The sequence below is a fragment of the Paraburkholderia adhaesiva genome (assembly GCF_021390575.1).
GTDB classification, from domain to species: Bacteria; Pseudomonadota; Gammaproteobacteria; order Burkholderiales; family Burkholderiaceae; genus Paraburkholderia; species Paraburkholderia adhaesiva.
The window spans coordinates 563,126-586,661 of record NZ_JAJEJQ010000002.1 but is presented as its reverse complement, the minus strand read 5'-3'; the positions used below and the strand labels follow the sequence as shown (position 1 = coordinate 586,661).

The 23,536-nt window shown below is 60.7% G+C and carries 14 protein-coding genes, 2 tRNA genes and 3 rRNA genes; 3 read left to right on the top strand and 16 right to left on the bottom strand.

Going from position 1 to position 23,536, the window contains the following annotated elements:
- Nucleotides 1–104: 104 nt before the first annotated feature.
- Entirely contained in the window at nucleotides 105–3,296 is a 3,192-nt protein-coding gene (locus L0U80_RS18215) for an efflux RND transporter permease subunit (RefSeq protein ID WP_233867968.1), read from the bottom strand.
- 258 nt (nucleotides 3,297–3,554) lie between these two features.
- Nucleotides 3,555–4,568, bottom strand: coding sequence for a LysR family transcriptional regulator (locus L0U80_RS18210; RefSeq protein WP_233867966.1), 1,014 nt, complete (start codon nucleotides 4,566–4,568; stop codon nucleotides 3,555–3,557).
- 210 nt (nucleotides 4,569–4,778) lie between these two features.
- Here L0U80_RS18210 and L0U80_RS18205 point away from each other — a divergent pair, with 210 nt between their 5' ends.
- Nucleotides 4,779–5,486 carry an MgtC/SapB family protein gene (locus L0U80_RS18205; protein WP_233867964.1) on the top strand — a complete coding sequence of 236 codons (708 nt, stop codon included), beginning with the start codon at nucleotides 4,779–4,781 and terminating at the stop codon, nucleotides 5,484–5,486.
- Between the two features lie 174 nt (nucleotides 5,487–5,660).
- Complete coding sequence (locus tag L0U80_RS18200; protein ID WP_233867961.1) at nucleotides 5,661–5,912, top strand: GlsB/YeaQ/YmgE family stress response membrane protein; 252 nt, start codon at nucleotides 5,661–5,663, stop codon at nucleotides 5,910–5,912.
- Between the two features lie 97 nt (nucleotides 5,913–6,009).
- Here the strand turns inward: L0U80_RS18200 and scpC are convergent, their stop codons facing one another.
- The 3 genes from scpC to L0U80_RS18185 all read right to left on the bottom strand — a co-directional run bounded on the left by scpC (nucleotide 6,010) and on the right by L0U80_RS18185 (nucleotide 10,295).
- Nucleotides 6,010–7,536 carry a succinyl-CoA:acetate CoA-transferase ScpC gene (gene scpC / locus L0U80_RS18195; protein ID WP_233867958.1) on the bottom strand — a complete coding sequence of 509 codons (1,527 nt, stop codon included), beginning with the start codon at nucleotides 7,534–7,536 and terminating at the stop codon, nucleotides 6,010–6,012.
- A 185-nt stretch (nucleotides 7,537–7,721) separates the two neighbouring features.
- On the bottom strand, nucleotides 7,722–7,943 hold the full coding sequence (locus L0U80_RS18190) for a hypothetical protein (RefSeq protein WP_233867954.1): 222 nt from the start codon (nucleotides 7,941–7,943) through the stop codon (nucleotides 7,722–7,724).
- 138 nt (nucleotides 7,944–8,081) lie between these two features.
- Nucleotides 8,082–10,295: an FUSC family protein gene (locus L0U80_RS18185; protein WP_233867938.1), complete on the bottom strand. Its 2,214-nt coding sequence runs from the start codon at nucleotides 10,293–10,295 to the stop codon at nucleotides 8,082–8,084.
- 189 nt (nucleotides 10,296–10,484) lie between these two features.
- On the opposite strand from L0U80_RS18185, the gene L0U80_RS18180 reads away from it, so the two are divergent.
- Nucleotides 10,485–11,432, top strand: a complete 948-nt coding sequence (locus L0U80_RS18180; RefSeq protein WP_233867935.1) for a LysR family transcriptional regulator — start codon at nucleotides 10,485–10,487, stop codon at nucleotides 11,430–11,432.
- A 395-nt stretch (nucleotides 11,433–11,827) separates the two neighbouring features.
- Here the strand turns inward: L0U80_RS18180 and rrf are convergent.
- From rrf to phnS, 11 genes are all read right to left on the bottom strand, one after another.
- A 5S ribosomal RNA gene (gene rrf / locus L0U80_RS18175) occupies nucleotides 11,828–11,941 on the bottom strand.
- A 162-nt stretch (nucleotides 11,942–12,103) separates the two neighbouring features.
- A 23S ribosomal RNA gene (locus L0U80_RS18170) occupies nucleotides 12,104–14,984 on the bottom strand.
- Nucleotides 14,985–15,286: 302 nt separating this feature from the next.
- A tRNA-Ala gene (locus tag L0U80_RS18165) sits at nucleotides 15,287–15,362 on the bottom strand.
- Nucleotides 15,363–15,408: 46 nt separating this feature from the next.
- Nucleotides 15,409–15,485 (bottom strand) — tRNA-Ile (locus L0U80_RS18160).
- Between the two features lie 66 nt (nucleotides 15,486–15,551).
- Nucleotides 15,552–17,082, bottom strand: a 16S ribosomal RNA gene (locus L0U80_RS18155).
- Together the 16S, 23S and 5S rRNA genes with 2 tRNA genes alongside form the textbook arrangement of a ribosomal RNA operon.
- Nucleotides 17,083–17,962: 880 nt before the next feature.
- Complete coding sequence (locus tag L0U80_RS18150) at nucleotides 17,963–18,517, bottom strand: phosphonate degradation HD-domain oxygenase (protein WP_233871410.1); 555 nt, start codon at nucleotides 18,515–18,517, stop codon at nucleotides 17,963–17,965.
- Nucleotides 18,518–18,597: 80 nt separating this feature from the next.
- Entirely contained in the window at nucleotides 18,598–19,206 is a 609-nt protein-coding gene (locus L0U80_RS18145; RefSeq protein WP_233871407.1) for a GntR family transcriptional regulator, read from the bottom strand.
- 82 nt (nucleotides 19,207–19,288) lie between these two features.
- Nucleotides 19,289–20,152, bottom strand: a complete 864-nt coding sequence (gene phnV, locus L0U80_RS18140; RefSeq protein ID WP_233867932.1) for a 2-aminoethylphosphonate ABC transport system, membrane component PhnV — start codon at nucleotides 20,150–20,152, stop codon at nucleotides 19,289–19,291.
- Complete coding sequence (locus L0U80_RS18135) at nucleotides 20,142–21,059, bottom strand: 2-aminoethylphosphonate ABC transporter permease subunit (protein ID WP_233867929.1); 918 nt, start codon at nucleotides 21,057–21,059, stop codon at nucleotides 20,142–20,144. Before L0U80_RS18135 ends, phnV begins: the two co-directional genes overlap by 11 nt.
- Complete coding sequence (phnT, locus tag L0U80_RS18130) at nucleotides 21,037–22,143, bottom strand: 2-aminoethylphosphonate ABC transport system ATP-binding subunit PhnT (protein WP_373322221.1); 1,107 nt, start codon at nucleotides 22,141–22,143, stop codon at nucleotides 21,037–21,039. The genes L0U80_RS18135 and phnT overlap by 23 nt, the downstream gene beginning before the upstream one ends.
- 202 nt (nucleotides 22,144–22,345) lie before the next feature.
- A complete protein-coding gene (phnS, locus tag L0U80_RS18125; protein ID WP_233867925.1) occupies nucleotides 22,346–23,431 on the bottom strand; it encodes a 2-aminoethylphosphonate ABC transporter substrate-binding protein in 1,086 nt (361 codons plus the stop codon).
- Nucleotides 23,432–23,536: the final 105 nt, after the last annotated feature.

Genomic DNA, 23,536 nt, shown 5'->3' with positions numbered 1-23,536 from the left:
CCGTGCTGTCCACCGCCCACGGCGATGTCGAGGGATGAGTGATGATGAGGTTCTTCCATGTCATCGACCAGAATAAACGTAACCGGATTGCGTAATGTCCCGCTTCAGTGGCGACCGCGGCTTGCCTCGCGTTCGCGCTTCGCAGCGGCGCGGCGCGCGAGGTGGCCGTGCACGGTCGCGAACATCAGAGGAACGAAAAGTAGCGTGGAAACCGTGGCAAACAGCAGACCGCCGATCACCGCGCGGCCAAGCGGCGCGTTTTGTTCGGCGCCCTCGCCCAAGCCGAGTGCCATCGGCACCATGCCGATCATCATGGCGAACGCGGTCATCAGCACGGGGCGGATCCGCGTCGCACCTGCTTCGAGCGCCGCCGCGAGCGGGGTCACGCCCGCAGCGAGGCGCTGCCGCGCGAACGCCACGACGAGAATACTGTTGGCCGTCGCAACCCCGACCGTCATGATCGCGCCGGTCAGCGCGGGCACGCTCAGATGCGTGCCGGTGATGAACAGCATCCACGCGATGCCCGCGAGCGCGGCCGGCAGCGCGCTGATGATGATGAGCGGATCGGCCCACGACTGAAAATTCACGACGATCAGCAGATAGACGAGCACGATGGCCATGGCGATGCCCACGCCGAGGCCGATGTACGACGAGCGCATGGTGCCGATCTGTCCGCGCATCGTGATCGTCGTGCCGCGCGGCGCGCTCGCCTGGGCCGACTTGATGAGACCGTCGATGCGCGAACCCACCGAGCCGAGGTCGCTGCCCTCCACACTGACGAGCACGTCGATCACAGGCCGGATGTTGTAGTGCGTGACGATCGCCGGCCCTACGTGCGGCTGCAATTGCACGAGGTTGCTCACGAGTTGCAGCGGCGCGTTGGTGCGCGCCGAGACCGGCGTGCCCATGACCTCGTTCACCGAGGCCTCGCGATACTGTGGCGTCTGCACTGTGACCGGATACTCGACGCCATTCTGCGGGCTCACCCAGAACGCAGGCGAAGTCTGCGAGCTCCCGGACAGCGCGATCAGCACGTCCTGCGCGACGGTTTGCGGGCTCAGGCTCAACTGCTGCATGCGCGTGCGGTCCATCGCCAGCATCAGCGCCGGTTCGTCGTTGCGCTGCTGGATACGCGCGTCGACGGCGCCAGGCATCTGGCGCACCGCTTTGAGCAGATGGCTTGCGACCGTCATGTCCTGATCGAGATTCGCACCGACCACTTGCACATCAATCGCGGCGGGCTGCCCGAAGTTCAGGATCTGCGTGATGATGTCCGCAGGCTGAAAAAAGAACTCCACACCGGGGAAGCGCTGTGGCAGCAGTTCGCGCAGCTTGTCGGTATAGATACGTGACGGGTCGTGATCGGGCTTGAGCGCGATCTGGATTTCGCCATCGAGCGTGCCGATCGTCCCCGCATTGCTGTACGAGAGGTTGATGCCGCTGTACGGCAAACCGAGGTTATCGACGATCGTTTCCAGCTGGTCCGGCGGCACGACCTCGCGTATCGTCCGTTCGACTTCGTCCGCGAGACGCGCGGTTTCCTCGATGCGATAGCCGGTCGGCGCACGCATATGCAGGCGAATATTGCCCGCATCGACGGACGGGAAGAAGTCGCGGCCGAGGAAAAAGACAAGCACGAGCGATAGCAGACAGAACGCGAGAAATGCGCTGCCGAACACGCGCCGTCGCGCAAGCAGCAAGCTCAGCAATGCAATGTAGTTTGCGCGCACGCGCTCGAACGCATGGTTGAAGCGCTCATGAATGCGAGCGAACGGCGAGCTTGCCGGCCCCGCGTGCTGATGGCCGATATCCGGGCCGCCGTGCGTGAAGAGCAGCATGGCGAGCGTCGGCACAAGCGTACGCGAGAGGATGTACGACGCGATCATCGCGAACACCACCGCCTCGGCGAGCGGCACGAACAGGAAGCGCGCGACGCCCGTGAGGAAGAACATCGGCACGAACACGATGCAGATGCAGATCGTCGAGACGAGCGCGGGCACCGCGATCTCCCCCGCCCCTTCGAGAATGCCGTCGTGCAGGTTCGCGCCCAGATGCAGGTGACGCTCGATGTTCTCGATCGTCACGGTCGCATCGTCCACGAGAATGCCCACCGCGAGCGCGAGTCCACCCAGCGTCATGATATTGATCGTCTCGCCGAGCGCGTAGAGCGCCAGCAGCGACGCGAGAATCGACAATGGAATCGACACTGCGATGATGACCGTGCTGCGCCAGTTGCCGAGGAAGAGCAGGATCATCGCGGCCGTTAGCGCGGCAGCGATCAGCGCCTCGCGCACCACGCCCTGCACAGCGGCCGCCACGAAGATCGACTGGTCGAACAGCGGCTTGATGACGAGGTCGGCGGGCAGCGTGTCGCGTACCTTTGGCAACAGCGCTTTCAGGTCGTTCACCACCTGCAGTGTGGAGGCGTCGCCGCTCTTGAGAATCGAGATCAGTACGCCGCGCGTGCCGTCCTGGCGCACCACGTTGGTCTGGGGCGTGAAGCCGTCGCGCACGTGCGCGACATCGCCGAGATAAGTAGTCGCTCCATTGACCGTCTGCACCGGAATGCGGTTCAAGCCCGCGATCGTCTCCGGCGACGCGTTGGTATCCACGCGATATTCGGTCGGCCCCAGTTTCGCCGTGCCGGTCGGCAGGATAAGGTTCTGCGTGTTGACCGCGTTGACGATGTCGGCGGGTGTGAGCCCCTTCGAGATGAGCGCGCGCGTGTCGATGTCGACCGATATCACACGCGACTTGCCGCCGTACGGATACGGCACCTGCGCACCCGGAATCGTGATGAGTTGCGGCCGCAGAAAATTCAGCGCGACATCGCCCAGCGCCTGCTCGCTCATCATCCTGCTGGAGAGGCCGAGCTGGATCACCGGAATGCTGGACGCCGAGTAGCTGATTACGAGCGGCGGCGTAGCGCCCGGCGGCATCTGCTTGAGCTGCGCCTGCTCCGACGCGACCGTCTGCGCGATCGCGGTCTGCAGGCTCGCACCAGGCTGGAAAAACAGCTTGATGACGGCGATGCCGGGCAGCGACTGCGACTCGATGTGCTCGATGTTGCTGACCGTGGTGGTGAGGCCGCGCTCGTTGACCGACGTGATGCGGCCCGCGACATCCTTCGCGGAAAGACCCGTATACGACCAGATGATGCTGATGACGGGGATGTTGATGTTCGGTAACACGTCCGTCGCCATCGACATCAGGGCGAACGGTGTGGCCAGCACGATCATGATGGCCATCACGATGAACGTGTACGGACGCTTCAGGGCGAGATTGACAATCCACATACGACTGCTTCAGACAGGCTTGACGGACGTCCGGCGAAGGACACGAACCCCGGACGTATTTTCGGGATGGTGCGGAATGATAGGCAACGGGGGTGGCGCTCTGGTGGCGCCAATATGGCGAAATTGTCAGGCTGGGGACGGACCCGTTGAACGCGCGGACAAATCAACGCCCGAGCGCCTCAAACGGGCGCCGAAATAAACAACCAACTGCTCTCGCGCGGCGGGTGACAACTGCGACGACGGCGTCAACCGCGCGCCTCAGTTGACGAGCTGCAGCCGCTCCAGTTCGCGCGTGCCACGTACGCGCAACTGAGACGCGGTGTGCCTGCGCGGCGCCTCGGCATCGCACGCGCTCAACGCGGCTTCCTGCTCGGCGAGTACGAGCGGAACCTTCTCGCGCAGAAACTCGACGAAGGTGCGAATCTTCGCGTCCACATAACGCCGGGACGCATAGAGCGCATAGATGTTCAATTTCTGCAGACGATGAGCCGGCAAGACACGCACGAGCGAGCCGTCGGCCAGGCCAGGCAACGCCACCGGAACCGGCAGCGGCCCGATACCCATGCCTTCGCGAATCGCCAGTGCGAGCGCCTCGGGATTGTTGACCTGGAACGGTGTCACCGCGGTATGGTGGAACGTCTCGCCGTGCGGCCCTTCGGAGATCCAATGGCACGCCGGCAGACTCGCATCGGTGAGATGCAGGCAGGTGTGGCCATCGAGGTCATCGAACGAGTGCGGCACGCCACGCGTGCGCAGGTAGTCCGGCGAGGCACACAGAATGGCAGCCGTGCTGCCAAGATGCTGGGAAATCAGCGCGGAATCGTCGAGTTCGGAGGCCACGACCACCGCCACATCGAAGCCTTCCTCGATGATATCGGGCATCGCCTGCGCGATCGTCAGGTCGACCGACACTTCAGGCAAATGCTGCTGGTATCGCGCAATCAGCGGCATGACATAGTGCTGTCCGAAGCTCGTGCCGCCATAGACGCGCAGCTTGCCCACGGGATTCGCAAGCGCCGCCGCGGCCTCAGCCTCGGCCTGCTCGATGTCGGCGAGTATGCGTTTGCAGCTTGCCAGATAGCGCTCGCCAGCCTCCGTCAATGACATGCGCCGCGTGGTCCGGTTCAGAAGCCGCGCACGCAGACGCGACTCCAGGTCTGTGACCGCGCGCGAAACCTGCGCAGTCGTCATGGTCTCGCTCGAGGCAGCACGCGTAAAGCTGCCCGACTCCACCACCCTCACGAAGATCCGCATATTGCGCAGCGTGTCCATCGATTGCTCCTTTCCTTTCAACCCGACTTGCTCAGCGACGCACGAACGCCTTTAGTGTGAGGGAAAGGCCGTGGCCAAACGCTGACTTCCCAATGGCAGTGCCGACAGCTTGGCTAACGGGATCTCGCCGCATATTATTCCCGGCGACCCCAGCGCGCCGCGTTGCCATGGGCCGCGCGGCTGCAAACGTGCTGCTTTCGTGACAAGACAATGACACTCGAATTCGCCCTGCGCCTGCTCGCGGCGTTTGCGTGCGGCGTCGCCATCGGTCTGGAACGCCAGATTCGCCAGCGCACGGCGGGTCTGCGCACGATCACGCTTGTGGCGACCGGCGCTTGCCTGTTCGTGACGCTCGGCGTGTTGACCGGCAACGGCACATCCGGCATCACGCAGATCGCGGCCTATGTAGTCTCGGGGGTCGGCTTCCTCGGCGGCGGCGTGATCATGCGCGAGAAGGGGTCGATCCAGGGGATCAACACCGCGGCAACGCTGTGGTGCGCTGCGGCAGTGGGGGTGCTATGCGGCGCGGGCCATTACGGCCCCGCGCTGGCAGGCACGGTCGTCGTATTGATCATCAATACCGTGCTGCGCGAGGTGAGCCGCGTGATCAACGCAACCCCGGTGTCGGCGGCCGATCTCGTGCGCGAGTACGTACTCACAGTGATCTGCCGCGAAGAGGACGAAATCCATATCCGAACCGTGCTCTCCAACTCACTGTACTCGACGCCGCTCTCCTTCCAGAGCCTGACCAGCGAAGATTTGCCCGGCGACCCGCCACGGTTGCGTGTGACCGCGACCATGCGGCTGCATCCGAAATACCAGTCGAAGCTCGAACTGATGGCGAGCCGGCTCAGCATGGAAAAAGGCGTTTCGAGCGTGAGCTGGATCGCCAGGGAAACCGAAGTCGCGCCGGAGTGACACGCCGAATCGTTTGCTTACGTTTTGGCTTCCAGATTATTGCGTTTCATTAAACGACAGGCCGCGGTGTTTAATAAGTGTCAATTCTGGCCGCTTAACGTGGACGCTCTCCTGGCCTTGGTCTAAGCTGCACTCACCGTGGACGTTTCACGCTAACAAGAGGAGTACTCAACCATGCAACACGGACTAATCGCCTGGCTCATCATCGGTGCAATCGCGGGCTGGCTCGCCGGCGTGCTCGTCAAGGGCGGCGGCTTCGGATTGATCGTCGATATCATCGTAGGGATTGTCGGTGCGTTCATCGGCGGCTGGCTTGCGGGAGTCCTCGGAATCTCCCTGGGCGGCGGCTGGATCGGTTCGATCATCACGGCCATCATCGGCGCGGTGATTCTGCTCTTTATCATCCGGCTATTCCGGCGTGCGTAGCTCCGGCACGCAACAGGTGTAGCCCGCAAAAGCAAAACGGGCGTGCCGTTACCGGCACGCCCGTTTTTTTATCCGCTTACGTTGCGTATCTGAAGCGTCAAGCGTTCGCTACGTTACCGCCTGCGCCTTCGGGCAACATCGAGCCCGTCGCGTTGTAGCGCAAATGCATCGCGAACACGTTCGCGAGATCGTGCGGCGTCTGACCACCGTGCTTGAGCGCGTCGCGATAGTAGTCGCGCAGCACATCGCGATAGAGCGGATGCGTGCAGCGATCGATGATCAGCGTGGCGCGCTCGCGCGGTGCGAGACCGCGCAGGTCTGCAAGACCCTGCTCCGTCACGATCACGTCCACGTCGTGCTCGTTGTGATCGACGTGCGGCACCATCGGCACGATGCTCGAAATGCAGCCGTCCTTGGCAATGGCCTTCGTTGCGAAAATCGCGCACGAAGCATTGCGCGCGAAGTCGCCCGAACCACCGATGCCGTTCATCATGTGCGTGCCACCCACGTGCGTCGAATTCACGTTGCCGTAGATGTCGCATTCGAGCGCGGTGTTCAGCGCGATCAGACCGAGGCGACGGATCACTTCCGGGTGATTGCTGACTTCCTGCGGACGCAGTACGAGCTTGTCGCGATAGCGGTCGAGTTCGGAGAGCACCTGAGCCTGACGCGTCGCGGAGAGCGTCATCGACGCGCCCGACGCGAACACCATCTTGCCCGAGTCGATGAGATCGAACGTGGAGTCCTGCAGCACTTCCGAGTACATCGTGAGTGCTTCGAACGGCGAATCAACGAAGCCCGAGAGCACCGCGTTCGCGATCGTGCCGATGCCAGCCTGCAGCGGCGGCAGCTGCGCGTTCATGCGGCCATGCTTGACTTCGTGCTTGAGGAACTCGATGAGGTGTCCGGCGATGCGCGCCGTCTCTTCGTCGGCGGGCAGCACTGTCGACGGGCTGTCCGGCTGGTCGGTGATGACGATGGCGGCGATCTTTTCCGGCGGGATGTCGATCGTGAACGAACCAACGCGGTCCTCCGGGCTCATGATCGGCAGCGGTTCACGATGCGGACGGCGGCCCGGAATCCAGATATCGTGCAAACCTTCGAGTCCGAGAGGCTGCGCGAGGTTGATTTCGACGATCACCTTCTCCGCGAGGATGGCGAAGCTGGCCGAATTACCGACCGACGTGGTCGGCACGATGCCACCCGATTCCGTGATCGCAGCGGCCTCGATGATGGCGAGGTCCAGCTTGCCGAGCAGATTCGCGCGCAGCATCTCGACCGTTTCGGAAAGGTGCTGGTCGACGAACATCACTTCGCCGCGATTGATGGCCTTGCGCAACGTGGTGTCGACCTGGAACGGCAGACGGCGCTCGAGCACGCCCGCTTCCGTGAGCAGGCGGTCCACGTCGTGACCGAGCGACGCGCCCGTCATCAACGTAATGCGCAGCGGCTCTTTTTCTTCTCGCGCGCGGCGTGCCAGTTCGATCGGCACAGCCTTCGTGTCGCCCGCGCGCGTGAAGCCGCTCGCGCCAACACGCATGCCATTGCGCACAAGCTGCGCTGCCTCTTTGGCCGTAGTGATCTTTCCGCGCAGTGCGGCACAACGAATACGATCTTCGTACATCCAAGTCTCCAGAAATGCCCGTCCGCCAATGCTATTTTTTGGATCTTGCTCAGGCGGCAGTCGTAGCGATGCGCGGCCGGGATATACGGCACGCGCCCTCATGCACAAACGCCGCGACGCCTTTTATGAAGATGTCGCGGCAAAAAGCCGGCCTGCGCGGTCACAATGTCGGCGCGCCGTCAAGTTCAGCTACCGAAGTAATTGATGCAGAAACCTGCGGGGCCGACGCAATCATCTTTGCGCGCCGGCTTGGAGATTTCGCCCTGGGAAGGTGTCGCCACAGCCTGCGAAGCTGCGGTTTGCGTCCCCTGCGGAGGAGCGCTCGCTGCTGGAACTTCGTTTTGCGCCTGGGCCGCAGCCGCAGCAAACAACGAACAAGCCAGAACGGCGATCTTCACGTACTTCATTTTTCTCTCCAGTACACGCGGGTGCTGGACTGGTAGCAGCCCGAATATATGACCCCGCGTCAAATTGATTAACACGCCAGGTTGGAAGGGACCCTTCCAAATCCAGACACAATTGGGCGGAACTTTTGCCCAAACCATTCAAGCCACCTTGCACAATTGCGCGTCAATACGCATTCGACGCCGCGCTAACGTACCGAGCGGCCCATCGCGATCGAGCAGCGCACTTCTGATGAAATGGAGATAGCTCAGGAGCCGCTCGACGTTATGACGACAATCGCGCTCGTGGCGGACGGCACCGTGCGCCTCCTGAGCCACCCATGTCGCGGAACGCACCGATATCAATGCTCGATCAACCATCTCCACGTCGGGGCGCTCGAAAAGCCCAGCGATATCGGCTTGCACGCGTGCAAGAGCTGGCTCCCATCGCGCATCGAGTTCGGCCAGCCAGATTGCCGACTGCGCTTCCTGACGCAGATCCACCATCGCGTGTCCGACTTCGAGCGTGAGCAACATCCAGCGCAGCGCCCGCCGATGCTCGTGCTGCCTGCCGTTCAACAGCAGGCGTAGCTGATGCATCAGGTCGTGTGTACCCGACTGGAATCGCTGACCGAGGCCACGCAGCTCGTCCCTGCACGCGATCACAACCTGGCCGCGCAGTTCGCCACAGATGCGCTCGATCAACCATTTCGTGTCTGCAGGAAACAACACCGCGAACACGAGCGACGCGAACAGCATCGTCGCGACAATCGCAATGCCGTTGTTGATCAGCAGATCGGGCGCGTAGGCGATCACATTGTCGGGACCCGCAAGCAGGCAGAAAAACACCGAAAAACCCACGCCGTAGCCAGCGATGCGCCCCCGCGTGGCCAAAAAGGCACCAATTGCCAACACTGGCGCGAGCGTCGCGCAGAGCAGTGGAAACCCGTCGACGTTCGGGTACACGTAGCAAATAAAGAGATAGCCCACGATCGCGGCGCACATAGCGCCGACGGCCATCTGCATGGCGAGACGTGTCGCGCTCGATGCCGACGACGTGAGCGCACAAGTCAGCGCCGCTGCGATCATCGCCATACCGCCGCTCGGCCAGTCCGTCTCGACCCAGAACCATCCGACCGCCGCCATCACCGCCGCGGTGCGCAGGAACGTGAACCCCACCACGTACCAGCTCGTGCGCGGCACGTAGCGCGTAGCGGGCGGCTCTTTCGTGAGAGCCGGGTGCATGACCGATGCGTAGGTGCGGCTGTAACACACGATCTCGGTCGTGAACCGGTACATGAGTTCGGCCGAGGTATCGAAGTCCTGCAGCGCGTCAGGTGACGCTGCTTCTAGCGGGCGCCGTGCCTCACGCACATTCCTCGGCAAGGTTCGCTGCCATGTCTCCAATGCATCGGCCAGACGCAGCACCCAGGCGCGATCACTCTCGTTGTGAAGTTGTGGTTGTGCGAGTAATGCCGCAAGCTCAGAGAACCAGGGTGCTAGCGGCGCTATCGAGGTGGTACCGCGATGCACGCGCTTCAGTAACTGGCGCAGCGCATGCAAACGCGCACACGCGTCCATGAATTCGCTATTCAGACGCGCGAGCAGTTGACTGCGCGAACGCATCGTCGGATCTTCGAAGAACGAAAACGCACGCGTCGCCTCGAAACCAACGACATCGTCGACAAGACCTGCAAAGCGCCCTTCGAACGCACGGCGCTCCAACCCGCCCGACAGCACGCCTGAGGCAAACGCAGTAAAATTGACGTACCGTGTGCGCAACGTTTGCTCGAGCAGCGTACCGGTCTGGCGGGGCACGATCACGGCGCTGACCATCCCCGAACAGAGAATGCCGACTGCCACTTCGGCCCCTCGTCCGAGTGCCGCAAGAAAGAGCCCGTTGGGCTGCGTCACGTACGGAATGCCGATCAGTGCGGCGGTGTAGCCCGCGAGCACGAAAGCGTACCAGCGAAAATGTCGATTCCTCATGGCAGCCGCAGTACAGGCGGCCACCCATCCGGTCATGCCGAGAATGTAAAGTTCGGGCTGCTGGACAAACACTGCCCCCAGCACGACCGCCGCGATCATCCCGACGACCGTTCCGACGATCCGGTACACGCTCTTCGCGAACACCATGCCCGAAAGCGGCTGCATCAGCACGAACACCGTGGTCATCGCAATACGCGGCTGCGGCAGGTCGAGTAGCATCGCCATGCCCATCGCGAGCAAGCCCGCCATGACTGTCTTAAGGAGATGCAGCCAGATTGCACCTTCCGCGGACGGCCATTCGCGCAGTGCGCGCCTCGCAGCGCGCCAAAACACTTTCGCACTGCGAGGTGAATCGAACGCTCGATGAATCGCTTGGTGGCCACTCATGAAAGGTGCACTAGGCTCGGGCTGTGATGAAGAATGCTGCTTGCGCAGACAGAGATTGATGCGCCGATTGTAGGAGCGTCATCCGGGTGAATTAATGGTATCGACCGGTAACGTGCGTTCCAGATCACTCAACAATGTCGACGTCTGTGCGGCGGACAATATGGTTTCTGTGTCGAACAAGAAGGTTTGATGGATACGCTACAAAACATGCGGGTATTCGTCCGCGTCGTCGAAGCTGGCAGTTTCACCGCAGCGGCCCAGTCGCTTAATTCCACGACCGGTGCAATGTCACGCGCCGTGTCGGAACTGGAGGCGCATCTGCGCACGCGGCTGCTCAATCGTTCGACGCGCCGCCTCGCGCTGACGCCCGCTGGGGAACGGTATCTCGTACGCAGCACGCAGATTCTCGCCGACGTCGACAGCGCCGAAGAAGAAGCGAGTTGTGCTCACGAACGGCCTGCTGGCGCGCTTCGCATGCATAGCTTCGCCAGCATCGGACAACAATACGTACTGCCGGCCATTTCACGCTATCGCGCGCTGCATTCCGAAGTGACAGTGGATCTGACGCTCTCGCAAAACATGCCGGACCTGTTCGAGGGCAGCAGCGACGTATCGGTTGTGACGGCTTCGTCACTGCCGAATTCCGAACTGGTTTCACATCAGTTGGGCTCGACCTACAGCATCCTGTGCGCGTCACCGGCTTATGTGCATATGCACGGCTCCCCGCGCACGCCTGCGGACCTCGCGCACCATGACTGTCTGATACTGAAGACTCCCGCGTCTCCGGCGCACGAATGGACGCTTGAAGGACCAGAAGGTAGTGTGGAGATGCACGTCGACGGCCCGGTGCAGGTGAACATTGCGGAATCGCTTGCGGTCGCGATTCGCGAAGGCATGGGAATCGGCGTCCTGCCGGTATATGCAGCGATTGAAGGGTTGCGTAACGGGACCCTCGTACGCGTGCTGCCGCAGCACAAGTTGCACAAGACAAACGTGTACGCGCTCTATCCGTCACGCAAATTCGTCGATGCCAAGACGAAGACGTGGGTGGAGTTTCTGCGTGCGCATCTTCCGGAGGTCATTGCTCGGGATATGGCGCTACTCGAAGAATTGACGCAGGAGCAGTTCGCCGGTTAGGCGTGCGATTTGTCGATATCGAAAATTGTGTCGACAGCGACTGATAGGGTCCCGCACTGATGCGTCGTCGGTAGTTTAGCGAGTGAGAACTCCGGTTAATCCGTGCCGGACTTCGGCGAGCGCGGACCGTAAAGGAGCCCCGTCGGCAGACCGGCGTGCAGCAGACGATGAAGTGAATAAAAAAGCCGTCCTTCGGGACGGCTTTTTATTGCGGCTTCCGTTTCCGGTTTCACGGCGCGACCGGCAGGCCCAGCGTCCCGGGCTTGCGCCGCGGTACGTCCGCTACGGTCTTGCGCTTCAGCGTATCGCTCCGGAGTGGCTTCACCGGCGCATAAACGCCGAAACCCCGGCGCTCTTTCGGAGACACCGGGGTTTCGAACTTTACAGCATAAGGAGCCTGACGATTACCTACTTTCACACGGGCAATCCGCACTATCATCGGCGTGGAGTTGTTTCACGGTCCTGTTCGGGATGGGAAGGGGTGGGACCAACTCGCTATGGTCATCAGGCATGACGGGTTGCTGCGTCGCGGTGTTATCGCGCCACAGCCAATCGGGAAGAAGCGTAAAGAGTGTGTGTTGCTGAATTGGGGTTGTGTTGTTTCAGGCACAACACGTGATCTCAACCTGTACGCGCTTCTCTCCATCAGGGGAGGGAGGCATACCTGTTATAGGATCAAGCCTTACGGGCAATTAGTATCAGTTAGCTTAACGCATTACTGCGCTTCCACACCTGACCTATCAACGTCCTGGTCTCGAACGACCCTTCAAGGGGATCAAGTCCCCGGGGAAGTCTCATCTTGAGGCGAGTTTCCCGCTTAGATGCTTTCAGCGGTTATCTCTTCCGAACATAGCTACCCGGCGATGCGACTGGCGTCACAACCGGTACACCAGAGGTTCGTCCACTCCGGTCCTCTCGTACTAGGAGCAGGCCCCCTCAAACTTCCAGCGCCCACGGCAGATAGGGACCAAACTGTCTCACGACGTTTTAAACCCAGCTCACGTACCTCTTTAAATGGCGAACAGCCATACCCTTGGGACCGGCTACAGCCCCAGGATGAGATGAGCCGACATCGAGGTGCCAAACACCGCCGTCGATATGAACTCTTGGGCGGTATCAGCCTGTTATCCCCAGAGTACCTTTTATCCGTTGAGCGATGGCCCTTCCATACAGAACCACCGGATCACTATGACCTGCTTTCGCACCTGCTCGACTTGTCAGTCTCGCAGTCAAGCACGCTTATGCCATTGCACTATCAGCACGATTTCCGACCGTACCTAGCGTACCTTCGTACTCCTCCGTTACCCTTTGGGAGGAGACCGCCCCAGTCAAACTGCCTACCATGCACTGTCCCCGATCCGGATCACGGACCAAGGTTAGAACCTCAAACAGATCAGGGTGGTATTTCAAGGACGGCTCCACGGAAACTAGCGTTCCCGCTTCACAGCCTCCCACCTATCCTACACAAACCGGTTCAAAGTCCAATGCAAAGCTACAGTAAAGGTTCATGGGGTCTTTCCGTCTAGCCGCGGGGAGATTGCATCATCACAAACACTTCAACTTCGCTGAGTCTCGGGAGGAGACAGTGTGGCCATCGTTACGCCATTCGTGCAGGTCGGAACTTACCCGACAAGGAATTTCGCTACCTTAGGACCGTTATAGTTACGGCCGCCGTTTACCGGGACTTCAATCAAGAGCTTGCACCCCATCATTTAATCTTCCGGCACCGGGCAGGCGTCACACCCTATACGTCCACTTTCGTGTTTGCAGAGTGCTGTGTTTTTATTAAACAGTCGCAGCCACCAGTTTATTGCAACCCCTTCACCCTTCTGGCGCAGGCCAGTCAAGCTACAGGGGCGTACCTTATCCCGAAGTTACGGTACCAATTTGCCGAGTTCCTTCTCCCGAGTTCTCTCAAGCGCCTTAGAATACTCATCTCGCCCACCTGTGTCGGTTTGCGGTACGGTCACTGTTGAACTGAAGCTTAGAGGCTTTTCTTGGAACCACTTCCAGTTGCTTCTCCACCTAAGTGGATGGCCTCACACCCTTGAATTCCGCGCCCGGATTTGCCAAAGCGCCTTCTCCAATGCAAGGACCGGGACTTCCAACACCCGGACAACCTTCCGCGATCCGTCCCCCCATCGCATTCAACAATGGTGCAGGAATATTGACCTGCTTCCCATCAGCTACGCATTTCTGCCTCGCCTTAGGGGCCGACTCACCCTACGCCGATGAACGTTGCGTAGGAAACCTTGGGCTTACGGCGAGGGGGCCTTTCACCCCCTTTATCGCTACTCATGTCAGCATTCGCACTTCCGATACCTCCAGCACACCTTACAGTGCACCTTCGCAGGCTTACGGAACGCTCTCCTACCATGCGAGACTAGCTCGCATCCGCAGCTTCGGTATATTGCTTAGCCCCGTTACATCTTCCGCGCAGGACGACTCGATCAGTGAGCTATTACGCTTTCTTTAAAGGGTGGCTGCTTCTAAGCCAACCTCCTGACTGTTTTAGCCTTCCCACTTCGTTTCCCACTTAGCAATATTTAGGGACCTTAGCTGGCGGTCTGGGTTGTTTCCCTCTTGACACCGGACGTTAGCACCCGATGTCTGTCTCCCGTGATTGCACTCTTCGGTATTCGGAGTTTGCTATGGCGAAGTAATCCGCAATGGACCCTTCAACCATGACAGTGCTCTACCCCCGAAGGTGATACACGAGGCACTACCTAAATAGTTTTCGGAGAGAACCAGCTATTTCCAGGTTTGTTTAGCCTTTCACCCCTATCCACAGCTCATCCCCTAACTTTTCAACGTTAGTGGGTTCGGTCCTCCAGCACGTGTTACCGTGCCTTCAACCTGGCCATGGATAGATCACCTGGTTTCGGGTCTACACCCAGCGACTGGACGCCCTGTTCGGACTCGCTTTCGCTACGCCTGCCCTATTCGGTTAAGCTCGCCACTGAATGTAAGTCGCTGACCCATTATACAAAAGGTACGCCGTCACCCCTTGCGAGGCTCCGACTGTTTGTATGCATGCGGTTTCAGGATCTATTTCACTCCCCTCCCGGGGTTCTTTTCGCCTTTCCCTCACGGTACTGGTTCACTATCGGTCGATCACGAGTATTTAGCCTTGGAGGATGGTCCCCCCATCTTCAGACAGGATTTCACGTGTCCCGCCCTACTTGTCGTACACCTAGTTCTTCCAATCTGTTTTCGCCTACGGGGCTATCACCCGCTATGGCCGCACTTTCCAGAGCGTTCGGCTAACAGTTCAGATAAAGAGTACAGGCTCTTCCCATTTCGCTCGCCACTACTTTGGGAATCTCGGTTGATTTCTTTTCCTGCGGTTACTTAGATGTTTCAGTTCACCGCGTTCGCTTCACGTAGCCTATGTATTCAGCTACGGATACTCCATAAGGAGTGGGTTTCCCCATTCGGACATCTCCGGATCAAAGCTTGTTTGCCAGCTCCCCGGAGCTTTTCGCAGGCTACCGCGTCCTTCATCGCCTGTGATCGCCAAGGCATCCACCACATGCACTTGTTCGCTTGACCCTATAACGGGTATGTCTCTTCGCAGTTTCCCGCGTTGATCACACTCGCTACAGGTTGAGTTTTAGCGTTGTGCCGTATTCCAAAGCCCTCTTTCGAGGAACTTAAAAATACATCGATACAATCACAACCCTGATTCACCTACTCCACACCCATCTCTAAGTGTGTTTTGGATGAATCTCTTTACTACTTCTTCCTGATTGTTAAAGAACGACAGCCGATATGGTTTTTACTCACATCGCCCTGACTGGCTCAATCGCCAATGCTAAATATCCGGTGTGTACCGGACACTGAGCATTGAGGATTGGTGGAGGATGACGGGATCGAACCGACGACCCCCTGCTTGCAAAGCAGGTGCTCTCCCAGCTGAGCTAATCCCCCAGTCATACATACTCGAGGGATCCGCTTTCGCCTTATGCAGACAAAGTGGTGGGTCTGGATGGATTCGAACCATCGACCCCCGCCTTATCAAGACGGTGCTCTAACCGACTGAGCTACAGACCCCTGAGTCTGTCTTCTTTACAGCCGACAAGTGTGAGCGCTTCAACGCGCTGAAGCGATGAGCTCTGGAAAGGAGGTGATCCAGCCGCACCTTCCGATACGGCTACCTTGTTACGACTTCACCCCAGTCATGAATCCTGCCGTGGTGACCGTCCTCCTTGCGGTTAGACTAGCCACTTCTGGCAAAACCCACTCCCATGGTGTGACGGGCGGTGTGTACAAGACCCGGGAACGTATTCACCGCGGCATGCTGATCCGCGATTACTAGCGATTCCAGCTTCACGCAGTCGAGTTGCAGACTGCGATCCGGACTACGATCGGTTTTCTGGGATTGGCTCCACCTCGCGGCTTGGCAACCCTCTGTTCCGACCATTGTATGACGTGTGAAGCCCTACCCATAAGGGCCATGAGGACTTGACGTCATCCCCACCTTCCTCCGGTTTGTCACCGGCAGTCTCCCTGGAGTGCTCTTGCGTAGCAACTAGGGACAAGGGTTGCGCTCGTTGCGGGACTTAACCCAACATCTCACGACACGAGCTGACGACAGCCATGCAGCACCTGTGTTACGGCTCCCTTTCGGGCACTCCCGCCTCTCAGCAGGATTCCGTACATGTCAAGGGTAGGTAAGGTTTTTCGCGTTGCATCGAATTAATCCACATCATCCACCGCTTGTGCGGGTCCCCGTCAATTCCTTTGAGTTTTAATCTTGCGACCGTACTCCCCAGGCGGTCAACTTCACGCGTTAGCTACGTTACCAAGCCAATGAAGGCCCGACAACCAGTTGACATCGTTTAGGGCGTGGACTACCAGGGTATCTAATCCTGTTTGCTCCCCACGCTTTCGTGCATGAGCGTCAGTATTGACCCAGGGGGCTGCCTTCGCCATCGGTATTCCTCCACATCTCTACGCATTTCACTGCTACACGTGGAATTCTACCCCCCTCTGCCATACTCGAGCGATGCAGTCACCAATGCAGTTCCCAGGTTAAGCCCGGGGATTTCACATCGGTCTTACATCACCGCCTGCGCACGCTTTACGCCCAGTAATTCCGATTAACGCTTGCACCCTACGTATTACCGCGGCTGCTGGCACGTAGTTAGCCGGTGCTTATTCTTCCGGTACCGTCATCCCCCCGAGGTATTAGCTCAGGGGATTTCTTCCCGGACAAAAGTGCTTTACAACCCGAAGGCCTTCTTCACACACGCGGCATTGCTGGATCAGGGTTGCCCCCATTGTCCAAAATTCCCCACTGCTGCCTCCCGTAGGAGTCTGGGCCGTGTCTCAGTCCCAGTGTGGCTGGTCGTCCTCTCAGACCAGCTACGGATCGTCGCCTTGGTAGGCCTTTACCCCACCAACTAGCTAATCCGCCATCGGCCACCCCAATAGCGCGAGGTCTTGCGATCCCCCGCTTTCATCCATAGATCGTATGCGGTATTAATCCGGCTTTCGCCGGGCTATCCCCCACTACTGGACATGTTCCGATGTATTACTCACCCGTTCGCCACTCGCCACCAGACCGAAGTCCGTGCTGCCGTTCGACTTGCATGTGTAAGGCATGCCGCCAGCGTTCAATCTGAGCCAGGATCAAACTCTTCAGTTCAATACCTGTTACTTGTTTCTGTCCCTCTCGGGACAGGTCGCTCACTCAAAGCTGACAGGTTCTGAATAAATTCAAAAACCTGACTTACTTTAGTGTGAGACTCTTGATACTTTCGCTACTCCCATCCCGCTCCGAAGAACCGGATGAGCCGCGTCAGCACATCAAGCGCCCACACTTATCGGCTGTAAATTTTTAAAGATCGTTCGCGAAAACGCCGTTAAACCACTCACTACCCGGCGTTTCCTGCGTCGCTGCGTCAGCAGCAGAGAAACGAGATTATGAAGACTGCCGGGCTTTCTGTCAACAGGTTTTTTACTTCGATCAACCTGTCCGGCACTACCGCTGCCGCCCGCCTACTCCCACCCACAAGGGCTTCCCGCTTCCCCGCGCCTTCATCCGAAAGCGCGAAAGACCGGGATTCTAGTGACCACCGGGCGTTCTTGCAAGCGGTTTTTCAGCGGGGGGCTGTCCGACCCACTCTTACACTAACGAAGCCAACTCCCTGCTTAACTGGTGCCAGCTCATAAGCTGGCCGGCATGGGCTAGCCAGCAAAGCTCCAAGTCTCATGCATATATACCCAAGCCAGACTCAATAGACGGGTTATACGGGCGCGCGAGCCGCGTCGGTTTGGCTAGGGCCCGGGATTTGCGCGCAACCGCAGGTCACCAAGGCACCCCATGCATGCCAGCCATCCCGGTCCACACACCGCTCTTATGATCTGGAGTACGAATTAATGTCAATGTCGGATTACGTATATCCACATGACATGTTCCACTTCACCATCGCGCCTTCAACAAGGCAGTAGCGTCGCGAAAGGTCCACGGCGAGAACACTCGCCCCACCAAACACGGCTTCAAGCGTCGATCGGGTGAAACCGGATCACGAGTGACGCTGCATTACGCGCTCGACGATCCACAGGTAGTGGTTGAGGTCCGGTGTCGGTTTGCCCGCAATTTTGGCGAGATCGTCCCACCGACGCAGGCGCACTGCGTCTTCTGCAAATGGCCGCCCCTGGAACTCACGCGCCTGCTCCGCGCTGAAAATCCCCCCCTGCAATTCCAGGCTGCGCACCGAGTCAGCAGAAAGACGGCCAAAATATGCATCATCAACAGCACACAGATAACGCTTGGCATCGACGTGCAACTTGATCGGCTCCAACACGGCGTCCGGCATTACAGCACGCAAAAACGGAAGCACGAAGTACTGGTGGAGATCGTCGATACCCCGTACCGTCGGCGTCTCGCCCTGGCGGTTCAGCAAATGCCCCAGATCGTGCAGAAACGCAGCCGCGATCAACTCCTCGCCCGCACCGTCCTTCTCGGCAAGGTCCGCGCTCTGCAGTGCGTGCTCCAACTGCGTAACCGGCTCGCCGCTGTATGCAACATCGCCGTAGCTGTCGAACAGTCCTTTGATATCCGCCAGACTCAGTGGCATCGCTCCCCCTCGTTGTTTCGATCGCGGCGGCGCCCATCGCCGCCTGCATTCATCACAGCCCAAGCCGCGCCAAATCCGCGTCAGCCGTTCTGCGCGTGTATCAGTGCAGCGGCTTCGTCCGCCTTGCGTGATGCCAACGCGCTCAGGATCGCGCGGTAAGCCGCATACGACGCATGCAGCACCTCAGCGCCGGGCAGCTTCGCGCGCGCGGCGAGGCGCAACTCGCTCACGCACCGTCGATACGCCTCGTGCAGCTTTCCGTTGCCCGCGGCCATCACAAGCACGTCACGAAACGCATCGCGTGCGTCGCCGTATGCTCTGCGATCGTCGAGAGCGAGCGCGTCGCGCATCGCATCCAGGCACTCACGCAGCGCCGCCACCTGAGCTGCGTCTATCCGCGTCGCCAGCGTCCGGCACGCCGCCTCTTCGAGAATCGTGCGCACCACGCCCAGTTCCGCGGCCTCACGCGCCGACACGCTACGCACGAACGCACCCCGATGCTTCTCGTTGCGCACGAGCCCCGCCTGCTCCAGCACGCGAAACGCCTCGCGCACCGGTCCACGTGAGACCTGCAGACGCGCGGCCCAATCGGCCTCGTTAAGCTTGTCTCCTGGCGCGAGCATGCCCGCTTCGATACGTCGCTCGATCTCGTCGCGCACGAGTTCGGTCAGCGAATGGTCGCGCACCATCGCGATCGGCGCGACAACGTCCCGGTCGGGCGTTGTCGCGTCGTTGCGTTCTTGCGCTGCGCGCAGCGCACTGGGCATGTGCTCAGTCCGCACGGCGGCGCGGCACGCGCGCCGCGATCATCAGCAGTGCCGCGAGCGACACGACGAGCAGAATCAGCGACAGCGCCGATGCCGGCAGGTAATAGCCGCGCTCGACGGCTCCCACCACCACGATCGGCACCGTCGCGAAGCCAGGCGGATATACCGTGAGCGTCGCGCCGAGTTCCCCAAGCGACAGTGCGAAGCCGAGCGCGAGACTGGCTCGGATGGCCGGCACGAGTTGCGGCAGCACGACCCGGCGCAACACCATCGACGGCGGCGCACCGAGACTCGCCGCCGCTTCGCGCAGAACGGTCAACTCCGGGCGCAGCGCGGCCGACGCACACCGGTAGCAGAACGGCAGCACGAGCGCGAGTTGCACGAACACGACGATCGCAGCGGAACTCGACAAATCGAGCGGCGCCTTGTGATAAGCGATGAGCACCGCAAGGCCGAGCACGACACTCGGCACGCCGTTGGGCACCATCGCGAGCGTGTCGACGATCGCGCCGAGGCCGCGCCGGTCGCGCCCTTCCAGCGCCAGCGCAAGCCAGAGCCCCAGTGCCGTGCCGAGCACAGCCACGCCGAAGCCGACTTCGAGGCTCGTGACAAGCGCGTCGAAGTCGCTCGACCCGAGGCGCTCGAACCAGCGCATGCTGAAGCCATCGGGGAGAATCGTGCCGGACCAGTGCGACGCGACGCTCGACAGCGCGACGACGATCACGGGCAACACGAACAACCAGAAACACAGGAGCGCGGCGAGGCCGAGCAGCACGCCGCCAGCGATCCGGGCAACAAGACCGCGCTCCACCGGCCGAGCGCGGTGATGCTGCGGGGGCAGTGCGATTTGATCGGGATCAGCGGACATTGCGAGCGCCTCCCTGGTTACGGCGGTTCACGCGCCGGTACAACGCATAAAGCGAAAGTGACATGGCGAGCATCACGACCGCGCCAGCGGCAGCAGTCGGCAGATCGAGGTCGACGGTGGCCGAGCTATAGATCGCTACCGGCAGCGTGACGAGGTGTGCGCTGCCAAGCACGAGCAAAATGCCGAACTCGTTGAACGTCAGCAGGAAGCAGAGGATCGTGCCCGCTGCGATGCCCGGCCATGCGAGCGGCAGGATCACGCGAGCGGCGACCATCCACGTATTCGCGCCGAGGCTGCGTGCGGCTTCGATCAGACGCATGTCGAGCAACGCGAACGAGGCGAGCGTCGGGCGCACGACGAACGGCGCGTAGAACACGACTTCCGCGAGAATCACGCCGCCCATGCCGAACAGAAAGTCGAGCGGCGGCGCTTGCAGATTGAAGAGGCGCTGCAGACCGATGCTGACCGAGCCCTGTGAGCCATACAGAAAGATCAGCGTGAACGCGACGAGAAACGACGGGAACGCCACGAACAGTTCGAGAAAGCGCGTGACGAGGCGCGCGCCCGGAAACGGCTTGAAGAACAGGATCGCGGCGAGCGCGACGCCGAGCACCGAGGCGAGGCTCCCGCTCACGAACAGGATCAGCAGCGTCGTGCCGATTACGCCACGCGATTCGGGATTGCAGAAAAACGACGTATAGGCGTGGAAGCTCAGGCCGTGCGCGCCGGTGAGGCTCAACAGCACGAGACGCACGAGCGGATACACCACGATCGGCCCAAGCACGAACACGAGCAGGAACGCGATGTGCCACTGCGCACGCCGCTCGCGGCGACGCACGGCGGCCGCGTGCGCGCCGGCGGTGTGCGGCGCGAGCCCCGCGGAGTCAGGGGTTGATAAGGACGACATCGTCTGCCTCGTAACGCAGGGACACGCGCATGCCTTTTTCCGGCGTCATGCCGTGGCCGCGCTGCATGGTGACCAGCACCGGTTCGTTCGGCATCGCGTCGAGCAGCACCGGCACCGACAGCACCGAGCCATACCATTCGACCGATTCGATCGTGCCGTGCAGCGACCCGTCGCCGAGCGGCGCGATGCGCAGGCTTTCCGGACGCAGGCACGCGAGTTTGTCGCGCACATCGTGGCGCGGATCGCCGACGGGGAACGCGATGTTCGGCGGCAGCAGGTTCGCGGCGCCGAGATAGCGGGCGACGTAAGCGTCGGCCGGCGCGTCGTAGAGTTCCTGCGGCGTGCCGAGTTGTGCGATGCGGCCATCGCGCATCAGCAGCGTGCGGTCTGAGAGCACCAGCGCGTCATCCTGATCGTGCGTAACGCACACAATCGTGAGGTCGGGCAGGCGCTCGTGGAGCGCCTTGAGTTCGGAGCGCACCGACGCGCGCAGATTGGCGTCGAGCGCCGAAAGCGGTTCATCGAGCAACAGGACATCCGGCTCGATCACGAGCGCACGCGCGAGCGCCACACGCTGCTGCATGCCGCCCGAGAGCTGGGCGGGCATCACGTGACCCGAATCGCCGAGCTGCACGAGCTTGAGCGCGTCGGCCACGCGTCGCGCGATTTCGCGCGCCGGCACGCCCCGCGCCTTGAGCCCGAACGCCACGTTCTCGAACACCGAAAGATGCGGGAACAGCGCATAGCTCTGGAAGAGCAGACCCAGGTTGCGCCGGTGCGGCGGCACGTGAGTCAGATCGTGGCCCGCCACGGAAAGCGAGCCGGAGAGTCCATCGGCTTCAATAAAACCGGCGATAAAGCGCAGCAACGTGGTCTTGCCACATCCGCTGCGGCCGAGCACGGTCAACAGCTCGCCGCGACGAATCGTGAGCGACAGATCGTCGAGGACCGTGCGGGTGCCGAAACGAACGCTCAGATGGTCGATCTGCACACCCGCGACGCCCGCGGTCTCCTTGCCCGTCATGCCGGACACTTCCGGCTGCGCGCGGGCCATGCCGGCCGGCGCGAGGCTTGCGGTATTCACCGGTTCATCTCCTATGTGAACCAGAGCCAGCGCTTCATCGCTGGCTCTGGTCCCATGCAAAACTGCCGGTGGGACCTGGCGTGGCGGCCAGAGTCGGAACATCAGCGCTCACGGTCCCATCCGATGCAAAACTGTGGGCCGGGGTAAGCGCCTCGGCACCCACCCCGGCCCAAACAAAGTGACACCGATACGGCTTAAATGCTTACTTCGGCTTCACGACTTCGATCTGCTTGCCCGACGAGCCGATCACTTCGTTCTTCCAGCGCGCGGACCAGTCGGCCTTCTTCGCCATCACCTGATTCCAGTCCACCGGGATGACCTTCACGCCGGCGATCGACTTCTTGACCGCTTCACCGTTCTTACCCGTAAGCGCCACGTCCGTGCGAGCCGGGATGCCGAAAATGTCCGGCACCTTCGACTGCACATCAGTCGACATCAGGTAGTCGATCAGCTTCTTGCCTTCCGCCTGGTTCGGGCCGTTCTTGATCAGGCCGATTGCGTACGGCAGCTGGAACGTGGTCGGATGGCTGCTCGCGTCAACTGCGAGGAAGATCGGCTTGAGCGAGAGGCCGCCGTTGGCTGCATCGTCGAGGTCCATCTGCAGGTCGCCGTTGGCCACCGAGATTTCGTTGCGCGAGAGCAGCACGTCGAGATAGCCCGTGCCCTTCGTGTGGAACTTGGCGCTCTGCTCGAGCTTCTTCAGGTAGTCGAACGCCTTGTCTTCACCCATCAGCGAAGTCGTCAGGATGATGACGGCCATGCCGTCGCCTGCCGTTGCCGGGTTCGAGTACGCGATCTTGCCCGAGTAGTCCGGGTGCAGCAGATCAGCGAACGTCTTCGGTTCGTTCTTCACGACGTCGGGGTTGATCGCGAACGAGAAGTAATTGTTCACAAACGTTGCCCACGCGCCGTCCGGCGCCTTGGCGATGGCCGGCACATTCTTGTAGTTCGCGCTCTGGTACGCCTGCAGCAGACCGCTCTGTTGCGCCTGCTGGATGAACGGCGGCAACGTGACGATCACGTCGGCCTTGGGCGAATCCTTCTCGACGTTGGCGCGATTCACAACTTCGCCGCTGCCGGCCGTCACGATATTGACCTTGACGCCTTCCTTCTTCTCGAAGGCCGGCAGCACGTCGCGGTAGAGGTTTTCGAGACCGTCAGCCGTGTAGAGAACGACTGCGTCGGCGGCATGAGCGGAGAACGCGAAGCCTTCCAGCAGCATCGCGGCGGCGAGCATCGGCAGCAGCTTGCGCTTGAAACCCGCGCGAAGGGGATTCTTGTGGTTCATGTCAATCTCCAGGGCAAAAACCGGATTGCTCGGGGATGTCCCGATGCGTGTGTGATCGAATGTCGGCGGACTATACCGCCTGCTTCGCCACCCGTGCAGCGAGGA

Excerpts from the sequence above, each read along its gene's own strand:
- L0U80_RS18215 (WP_233867968.1), bottom strand. The coding sequence starts at position 3,296 with ATGTGGATTGTCAATCTCGCCCTGAAGCGTCCGTACACGTTCATCGTG.
- L0U80_RS18210 (WP_233867966.1), bottom strand. The coding sequence starts at position 4,568 with ATGGACACGCTGCGCAATATGCGGATCTTCGTGAGGGTGGTGGAGTCG.
- L0U80_RS18205 (WP_233867964.1), top strand. The coding sequence starts at position 4,779 with ATGACACTCGAATTCGCCCTGCGCCTGCTCGCGGCGTTTGCGTGCGGC.
- L0U80_RS18200 (WP_233867961.1), top strand. The coding sequence starts at position 5,661 with ATGCAACACGGACTAATCGCCTGGCTCATCATCGGTGCAATCGCGGGC.
- scpC (WP_233867958.1), bottom strand. The coding sequence starts at position 7,536 with ATGTACGAAGATCGTATTCGTTGTGCCGCACTGCGCGGAAAGATCACT.
- L0U80_RS18190 (WP_233867954.1), bottom strand. The coding sequence starts at position 7,943 with ATGAAGTACGTGAAGATCGCCGTTCTGGCTTGTTCGTTGTTTGCTGCG.
- L0U80_RS18185 (WP_233867938.1), bottom strand. The coding sequence starts at position 10,295 with ATGAGTGGCCACCAAGCGATTCATCGAGCGTTCGATTCACCTCGCAGT.
- L0U80_RS18180 (WP_233867935.1), top strand. The coding sequence starts at position 10,485 with ATGGATACGCTACAAAACATGCGGGTATTCGTCCGCGTCGTCGAAGCT.
- L0U80_RS18150 (WP_233871410.1), bottom strand. The coding sequence starts at position 18,517 with ATGCCACTGAGTCTGGCGGATATCAAAGGACTGTTCGACAGCTACGGC.
- L0U80_RS18145 (WP_233871407.1), bottom strand. The coding sequence starts at position 19,206 with ATGGTGCGCGACCATTCGCTGACCGAACTCGTGCGCGACGAGATCGAG.
- phnV (WP_233867932.1), bottom strand. The coding sequence starts at position 20,152 with ATGTCCGCTGATCCCGATCAAATCGCACTGCCCCCGCAGCATCACCGC.
- L0U80_RS18135 (WP_233867929.1), bottom strand. The coding sequence starts at position 21,059 with ATGTCGTCCTTATCAACCCCTGACTCCGCGGGGCTCGCGCCGCACACC.
- phnS (WP_233867925.1), bottom strand. The coding sequence starts at position 23,431 with ATGAACCACAAGAATCCCCTTCGCGCGGGTTTCAAGCGCAAGCTGCTG.